This is a genomic window from Terrisporobacter sp. (assembly GCF_017888745.1).
Lineage (GTDB): Bacteria > Bacillota > Clostridia > Peptostreptococcales > Peptostreptococcaceae > Terrisporobacter.
Genome location: NZ_JAGHFM010000087.1, coordinates 1 through 7,339, shown reverse-complemented (window position 1 = coordinate 7,339; position 7,339 = coordinate 1). Strand labels below are relative to the sequence as shown.

The window sequence follows — 7,339 nt, the reverse complement described above, 5'->3', positions numbered from 1 at the left end:
TAAAAATATATTGATTCCTATAACAGTTCATTTCTTGAATAATTTATTATCTTTTTTACCAGAATTATTTTCTGATCCTACTGTAACTGTTGAGAGTACTCCCTTCATAGAAAGTGATGCAGTTAGTTTTTTAATTGTGGGTTCTATATCATTTTTGATAGGTATGTTCTTTTTTATTAAATTTGTTATGAAAAATAAAGAGTACCTTAAATCTGGATTTGTTTCAAGAAATAAAGAAGCTTTCACTTCTCAAAATTCTTAAAATTACTATTTGTTATTAATTATATATAAAGTCTTCATATGTAATACATATGAAGGCTTTTTTAGTGTAAGTTATATTTGAAATTATATTTTTTAAATATAACTTACACTAAAAAAATATATTAAAATTTTGAGTGATAATTAATTTTTATACGTAATGATTAATGAAAAGGATTTAATTTAAAGGAGCACTAACTAATGAATAAATTTAAAGATAAAAAAATCCTGTCCCTTTTAAAAAAATCTCCAGAGGAAGGTATTAGCTTAGCACTTGATACTTATGGTGGTTCTGTTAAAACTATATGTAAAAACATACTTTATGATTGTAGTAGTGAAGATATTGAAGAAGCTATTTCTGATACTTTCCTTAAACTTTGGAAAAATGTAGATAAATTCAAAAAAGAGAAAGGTACTAACTTAAAAAGTTATATTTATGCTATTGCAAGAAATACATCTCTTGATAAGAGGAGACAACTTAAAAATAATAATTTAATTCTTCCTCTAGAAGAAGACTCTCTTGGACTCTCAATAAATATGGAAGATTATTATACTAAAAAAATAAATAATAGTCTTATTCGTAAGACTATTAATAATATGGAAGAACCAGATAAATCGATTTTCATCCTAAGATATTTTTATTTTGAGAAAATCAAAGATATTTCCAAAAGATTGGACTTAACACCTAAGAAAGTTGAAAATTGTCTTTATAGAGGAAAAGAAAAATTAAAAAAATCCCTTATTGAAGGAGGAATTATATATGAGTAAAATACACGAAATTTTGAATAAATCAAACAGTAATGATTTACTAGATAATGAAGAACCTTTAAATAATGATGAGAAGCAAAGAATTTTGAATATGACTATGAGTAAAATTACTGCTGACAAAAATAAAAGTTTCGGTAAAAGAAAATTAATAGTAGCTGTATTAATCGCAACTATGATGATTGGTACTGTTGCCATGGCAAATGAATACATTGAATCAAATTTAGATAATTCTTTTTTAAACTTTTTTGGAATAGATAAAAATGACATATCCCTTGATGCTGCTGGTGAGGATATAAATAAAACAGTATCTAACAATGGATTAGATTTAACTGTAACGCAAACTTTAGGTGATAGACATATGTTATATATTTTAGTAGATATAACTACTCCAAAAAATATTAAAATACCTAAATATCCTACTTTCAATGAATATGATATTTATTTAGATAATAGAGGTAGTGCTGGATGGGGGATGGAAGAATTAGAAGATTATAACCCTAATGATAATAAATATAGATATTTAGTTTCTTACAATACTGAATCAAATCTTAATGATGATAGAGTAACTTTAGACTTCAAAGATTTTGGTTATTATTCTGAGAAAGACAATGAATTTATAACATTAATAAAAGGTAATTGGAAATTATCTTGGGATTTAAAATATAAAAATCTATCTAAAAAGTTTAAAGTAAATCATTTTGTAAAAGAAAATAATTATAAATCAATTATTACAAGTATAGAAGTTTCTCCAATATCTATATCTGTAAATCTTTTGGGTGATTCTTATAATAATTTTGTGATATCTTCAATAACAATGAAAGATGGTACAACTTATGATACAGGTTTAGTTTCATCAGCTGAAAAAAATAACTTATTTTTAGGTGGTAGTACCTCTACTTCATTTTTTAAATCTTACCATAGCATTAACTTTAGCCAAATTATTAATGTTGAGGATATTAAGAGTATTACTATTGGAAATGAGATTATTCAAATAAAAAATTAAAATAAGATTTATTATGATCATATAAATAATAAAAACTCATAAAAGTATCTTGTATACCTTTATGAGTTTTTTATATCTATTTATCTAATCCAAAGAACTCCACAATTTCATCTTCATGATAATTTATTACTAATTCTTTTGGAAAATCTACTTCTTCTATTAATTTCTCTGCATTTTCGAATTTTCCAACTTGATAACATATATGAGCATCACTACCAAATATTATTCTAACCCCTTGATCTTTGCATAATTTAAGCATTTCTTTATAATTTTCACGAGCATTAGGTCTAAATGAATTTGGATTTAAAGATGAGTTATTTACTTCTAATAATATATTTTTTTCTTTAGCTTTTTTTACTATTGATTCATAATCTATTGGATATCTACCATCATCTGGATGACCTATTATTTTTACTTTATCTTTATCCATTGCATTTAAAGTTGCTCTCGTATTTTCCTCTTTTGTTCCTGGCTCTAAGCATACAGTATGAAGGCTTGCAATTAAATAGTCTAAATGTTTTGTAGTATTACCATCATATATGTCAAGGTTACCATCATAATCTATTATATTAGCTTCCATACCTTTTAAAACTCTAACTCCATTAACTTCTTTTGGAATTACTTTTATATTATGAAAATAAAATTCATGTGGTCCTCCAGGCATATCTACTCCATGATCTGATAATCCATAATATTTTAAGCCATTAATTTCAGCATACTCTATATTTTCTTTTACAGTACTATAAGCATGTCCACTATCTATCGCATGTGTATGTAAGTCTATTAATGCTTTCATTTTTTCTCCTTAAAAATTTATATTCTATTTTTTATAATTCAAAAAGCCATAGGGCATTTGCAATATGGCTTTTATATCATTAATTATTATCTATTATTTAACTTTCCTTTTAATAAATCTCCTATAGTAGATCCTAACTCTTCTTCTGTATTTAAGAATTCACTGTAATCTTCTTCAGGTTCTTTATTTACATCTTTTATAGATACAGACATTCTTTTGTGTGAAGGATCAAAAGTTAACACTCTAACAGTTATCTCATCTCCAGGGTTAACTACACTGCTCACGTTAGCAACTCTATTTTCGCTTAAATGAGATATAGGAAGGAATGCTTCTACACCTTCTTTTATTTCAACAAAAGCGCCTCTATCTATTAATCTAACAACTTTACCAGTTATTACATCATCAACATTTACTTCTTTAGCTATTAAATCCCATGGATCATTGTTTATATCTTTTAAAGCTAATCCTATTCTTTGAGTTTCTTTGTTTACTTCTAATACATAAACATCAACTTCTTGACCAACTTCAAGCATATCTTCAACTGATTCTACTCTTTTCCAAGATAAGTTGTTTATATGAGCTAAACCTTCAACTCCACCTAAATCGATAAATGCTCCATAACTTACTATGTTAGTTACTTTACCATGTCTTTTTTGTCCAACTTCTAAAGAATCAACTAAAGATTTTTTCTCTGCTTCTACTCTTTCTTTTTCAGCTTTTCTTTCTGCTCTTACTCTTTGTCTTTCTGCTTCTCTTTCAGCTTGTATTCTTTCTCTTCTTTCTTTTCTTTCTTGATCTAAACGCTCTTGTAATACTTCTCTATGAGATGCAACCATTTTCCCTGATTTTTCGTTAAATTCTATTACATATACTTCTAAATTAGCATCTTGATATTCTTTAGTATCGTTTACAAATTTAGTGTTTAATTGAGATATCGGTATAAATAATTCAACTGATTTGTATCTTGCAAATACTCCTCTTTGTATAGTTTTAACAACATTTACAGTTATTATTTTATGATCAGCATGTGCTTGTTCGATTTCCTTTTTATCATTTATCATATCTAATTTTAATTTAGATAATTTTAATGTACCATCTTTTTCAGATACTTTTATTATGATAGCAGATATTTCATCTCCTACTTTATAAACATCTTCTATTTCTGCATTTTTATCTAAATTTAATTCACTTGCTGAAATTACTCCATCAAATCCTACAGATAATCCAACAGTTACTTCGTCATGATTTACTTTAGTTATAGTTCCTGTTATTATTTCCCCTACTTGTATTGTACTAAGTAGTTGTTCTTGTTGATCTAACAACTCTTGCATAGATAGTTCTTTAGTCATTCTAATACATCCTTTCACCTATTTATATTACTTATACATTATACCATTAAATTTTCAAATCCTTACAGATTTATACAATATTTTGTCAGTATTTTTCGATTATTTTAAAAAAAATTATACTTTACAATAGTATCTTAACTTTGTTTGGAAATTTTATCAATTATAATATTATTTTTTTGGGAAAATTCTCTTTACTCTCTCTTAATATCGTCTAAAATAACCTTTACTGGTTTATTTAATTTTATGTTATCTATATCTACTATAGAATCATACGCTAAAATATTCACTCCGTTGTCTTTAGCTTCTTTTAGAACATCACCAAATTCTTTATGCATTTTAACATTCGGAGTAAAATATAATACATCATCCATTTGTATTACAAAAATTATGTATGTTAAGTATCCATCTTTTCTAGCCTCAATTAATTCTCTGACATGCTTTACTCCTCTTTCAGTTTTTGCATCTGGAAATTTTATTACTCCATCTATTTCTAAAGTACAACCTTTAACTTCAATAAAAGCCTTTTTTGTTTTGCCTTCTACATAAACATCAAATCTTGAATTACCATAAGTTTTCTCAGGCTTTATTAAAGTTATTTCCTCATCAAATCCAGGTAAAACTAATGATTTATCTTCAAGAGATTCATAAACCATTTTATTAGTTACTTGGGAATCCATATTTATAAGTCTATCTCCCTTTTTTACTGCTATAAGAGAATATTTAGTTTGTCTATTTGGATTATCACTTTCTTCTAAATAAACTGTATATCCTGGTACCAATAATTCCTTACATTTTCCTGTATTTTTAACATGAACTTTCTCAATTTGACCAGCAATATCACAATACGCAACAAATCTATTTGGTCTTTCTATAAACTTAGCCTCTACCATTTTTTTATATTTCATATTTATCTCCTACTTTTATGTAACTTTTAACTTCATAAGTTTAGTATACCCATTATTTTCGTATGCTCTTATTAAATTATATATTTTTCTATATAATATAAAATAAAAGTAGCCTAATACCTTAATATTATGTAGACTACTTTCATAATTTATCTATCCTTTATATAGTAATGATAAAAATTGCTTATATCATATACCTTATACCCCTGCATATCCAAATACTATACCTACTATTGCTGAACCTGCTATAAACACAACAGGATGAAGTTTTTTTGTAACTTTCACATAATTGGTCAAAATAAATATTATTACTGCTAAAATTAATGCTTTCCAGTCAAATAAATTAATAATATTTCCTGTTTGTTTGAATAAATCTAATTTAAACAATGTAAGCATAACTACAGTAGAACCAGCTCCTGCAATTAATCCCGTTGAAGCTGGACGAAGAGCATAAAATGCTGCATCAACATATTTGTTTTCTCTAAATGATTTTAAGAAAAATGCAACTATAAGTATTACAATAATTGATGGTGGTATAAGACCAATAGTTGCTATTATACCACCAATTATACCTCCTGTTGTATATCCTACATAAGTAGCCATATTTACTCCAATAGGCCCAGGCGTAGATTCTGATATAGCTATCATATCTGAAAGTTGTGCTGCAGTAAACCATCCTGTTTTATCCGCCATATCATAAAGAAAAGGAAGTGTTGCCATACCTCCACCTATTGCAAACAATCCAGTTTTAAAAAACTCATAAAATAATTGTATATAAATCACTATTTTTCTACCTCCAAATTCTTTACTACTATACCCGCTATGGCTGTTATTATTACAAATACTACTGGAGATAAATCAGTTAGAACTGAACCAATAAATACACCTAAAAATATTATAAGCGTTGCCTTATCCACTACAGAAGTTTTCCATAACTTTACAACTGCATTAAATATAAGTACACATACACAAACTCTTACTCCTGCAAAAGCATTCTTTACAATAGGTAAATCCGCAAAATTACTTATAAATGCTGCAACTATAGTAATTATTATCATTGACGGTAATACTACACCTAAAGTTGTAATTATACCTCCTATTATACCCTTTCTTTTTTGACCTATAAAAGTAGCTGTATTTACAGCTATAACACCTGGAGTACATTGACCTATAGCATAATAATCCATAAGCTCTTCATCACTTGCCCAATTATTTTTTTCTACCACTTCTCGTTGCAATATAGGCAACATTGCATAACCTCCACCAAATGTAAGTACTCCTACTTTGGCAAAGGCTAGAAATAAATTGAATAATTCCTTCATAAGACATCTCCCTTCATTAATTACTTATATTTCTAATACTAGTATATCATAATATGTCTTCTATTATGTTATTACTTAAATTTCTATAATTAAACATTATTTTATATCGAGATATTTTAAAATTATTCTTTTTATTATTGACACACTCTTCTTATACAAGAAAAAGATAATTTTAAAAACATTTTTAGAGAAAAAAACTATTTACCTTGGTATTATACCAAGGCCTATAATACTATATAGATAGTCGTATAGGAGGATTTTATGTGGATAAAAAAATATATAAAAAATTTAGCTTTAATAGCGTTTGGTAGTTGTATATTAGCTTTTGGAAGTTTCAATTTTAACTATCAAAATAATGTTACTGAAGGTGGAGTATTGGGTCTATTACTTCTTATAAAGAATATATTCGATATATCTCCGTCGATTACAGCATTAATAATAGATTTATCTTTATTTGCAATTGGTTCTAAATTTTTCGGGAAACAGTTTTTGGGACTTTCTATTTTTGCTAGTTTATCTTTTTCAACATGGTATAAGATGTGGGAAAGCATCGGATTTATAGTTCCAAACTTAAGTAATAACATGCTTCTTGCAAGTATTCTTGCAGGTATTGGTGTAGGTGTAGGTATAGGTATAATTGTTAGATCTGGAGGAGCAGCTGGAGGAGATGATGTTATAGCATTAGTAGGAACAAAACTAACTTCTCTTAAAGTAAATCATATTTATATGATTACAGACTTCATAGTATTAATATTATCTCTATCTTATTTAAGTTTTAAGCAAATTTTCTTTTCTTTAATTGCTGTTACAATAAGTGGAAAAATAATAAGTATCATGTATGATGAAAGTCAGGATAGTGGTGATGAATATGAAAGTAGTAATGAATATCTTCAAGAGGAATTTGCTACAACAAAATAACGAAATATTTTAATAGTTAG

General features: G+C 26.8%; 9 protein-coding genes. 4 read left to right on the top strand and 5 right to left on the bottom strand.

Annotated features, from left to right (window positions below; genetic code table 11):
* The 3 genes from J7G74_RS04620 to J7G74_RS04610 form a co-directional block, all read left to right on the top strand.
* On the top strand, nt 1-262 hold a 262-nt coding region (locus tag J7G74_RS04620), incomplete at its 5' end, for a hypothetical protein (protein WP_330616398.1).
* A 197-nt stretch (nt 263-459) separates the two neighbouring features.
* Complete coding sequence (locus J7G74_RS04615; protein ID WP_297132449.1) at nt 460-1,026, top strand: sigma-70 family RNA polymerase sigma factor; 567 nt, start codon at nt 460-462, stop codon at nt 1,024-1,026.
* Complete coding sequence (locus tag J7G74_RS04610; protein WP_297132447.1) at nt 1,019-2,029, top strand: DUF4179 domain-containing protein; 1,011 nt, start codon at nt 1,019-1,021, stop codon at nt 2,027-2,029. The genes J7G74_RS04615 and J7G74_RS04610 overlap by 8 nt, the downstream gene beginning before the upstream one ends.
* 76 nt (nt 2,030-2,105) lie before the next feature.
* On the opposite strand, the gene J7G74_RS04605 is transcribed toward J7G74_RS04610, so the two are convergent.
* From J7G74_RS04605 to J7G74_RS04585, 5 genes are all read right to left on the bottom strand, one after another.
* A complete protein-coding gene (locus J7G74_RS04605) occupies nt 2,106-2,825 on the bottom strand; it encodes a phosphatase (protein ID WP_297132445.1) in 720 nt (239 codons plus the stop codon).
* A gap of 86 nt (nt 2,826-2,911) precedes the next feature.
* Entirely contained in the window at nt 2,912-4,174 is a 1,263-nt protein-coding gene (locus J7G74_RS04600; protein WP_297132443.1) for a 30S ribosomal protein S1, read from the bottom strand.
* 191 nt (nt 4,175-4,365) lie between these two features.
* On the bottom strand, nt 4,366-5,079 hold the full coding sequence (gene sfsA / locus J7G74_RS04595) for a DNA/RNA nuclease SfsA (protein ID WP_297132441.1): 714 nt from the start codon (nt 5,077-5,079) through the stop codon (nt 4,366-4,368).
* A gap of 198 nt (nt 5,080-5,277) precedes the next feature.
* Nucleotides 5,278-5,862, bottom strand: coding sequence for a chromate transporter (locus J7G74_RS04590; RefSeq protein ID WP_297132438.1), 585 nt, complete (start codon nt 5,860-5,862; stop codon nt 5,278-5,280).
* Nucleotides 5,862-6,401, bottom strand: a complete 540-nt coding sequence (locus J7G74_RS04585) for a chromate transporter (protein WP_297132436.1) — start codon at nt 6,399-6,401, stop codon at nt 5,862-5,864. The genes J7G74_RS04590 and J7G74_RS04585 overlap by 1 nt, the downstream gene beginning before the upstream one ends.
* 261 nt (nt 6,402-6,662) lie before the next feature.
* Between J7G74_RS04585 and J7G74_RS04580 the strand changes: the two genes are divergently transcribed.
* Nucleotides 6,663-7,319, top strand: coding sequence for a YitT family protein (locus tag J7G74_RS04580; RefSeq protein WP_297132433.1), 657 nt, complete (start codon nt 6,663-6,665; stop codon nt 7,317-7,319).
* Nucleotides 7,320-7,339: the final 20 nt, after the last annotated feature.

Bases quoted from the DNA above. Each gene is read 5' to 3' on its own strand.
- sfsA (WP_297132441.1), bottom strand. From the start codon at position 5,079: ATGAAATATAAAAAAATGGTAGAGGCTAAGTTTATAGAAAGACCAAAT.
- J7G74_RS04615 (WP_297132449.1), top strand. From the start codon at position 460: ATGAATAAATTTAAAGATAAAAAAATCCTGTCCCTTTTAAAAAAATCT.
- J7G74_RS04610 (WP_297132447.1), top strand. From the start codon at position 1,019: ATGAGTAAAATACACGAAATTTTGAATAAATCAAACAGTAATGATTTA.
- J7G74_RS04580 (WP_297132433.1), top strand. From the start codon at position 6,663: ATGTGGATAAAAAAATATATAAAAAATTTAGCTTTAATAGCGTTTGGT.
- J7G74_RS04585 (WP_297132436.1), bottom strand. From the start codon at position 6,401: ATGAAGGAATTATTCAATTTATTTCTAGCCTTTGCCAAAGTAGGAGTA.
- J7G74_RS04600 (WP_297132443.1), bottom strand. From the start codon at position 4,174: ATGACTAAAGAACTATCTATGCAAGAGTTGTTAGATCAACAAGAACAA.
- J7G74_RS04605 (WP_297132445.1), bottom strand. From the start codon at position 2,825: ATGAAAGCATTAATAGACTTACATACACATGCGATAGATAGTGGACAT.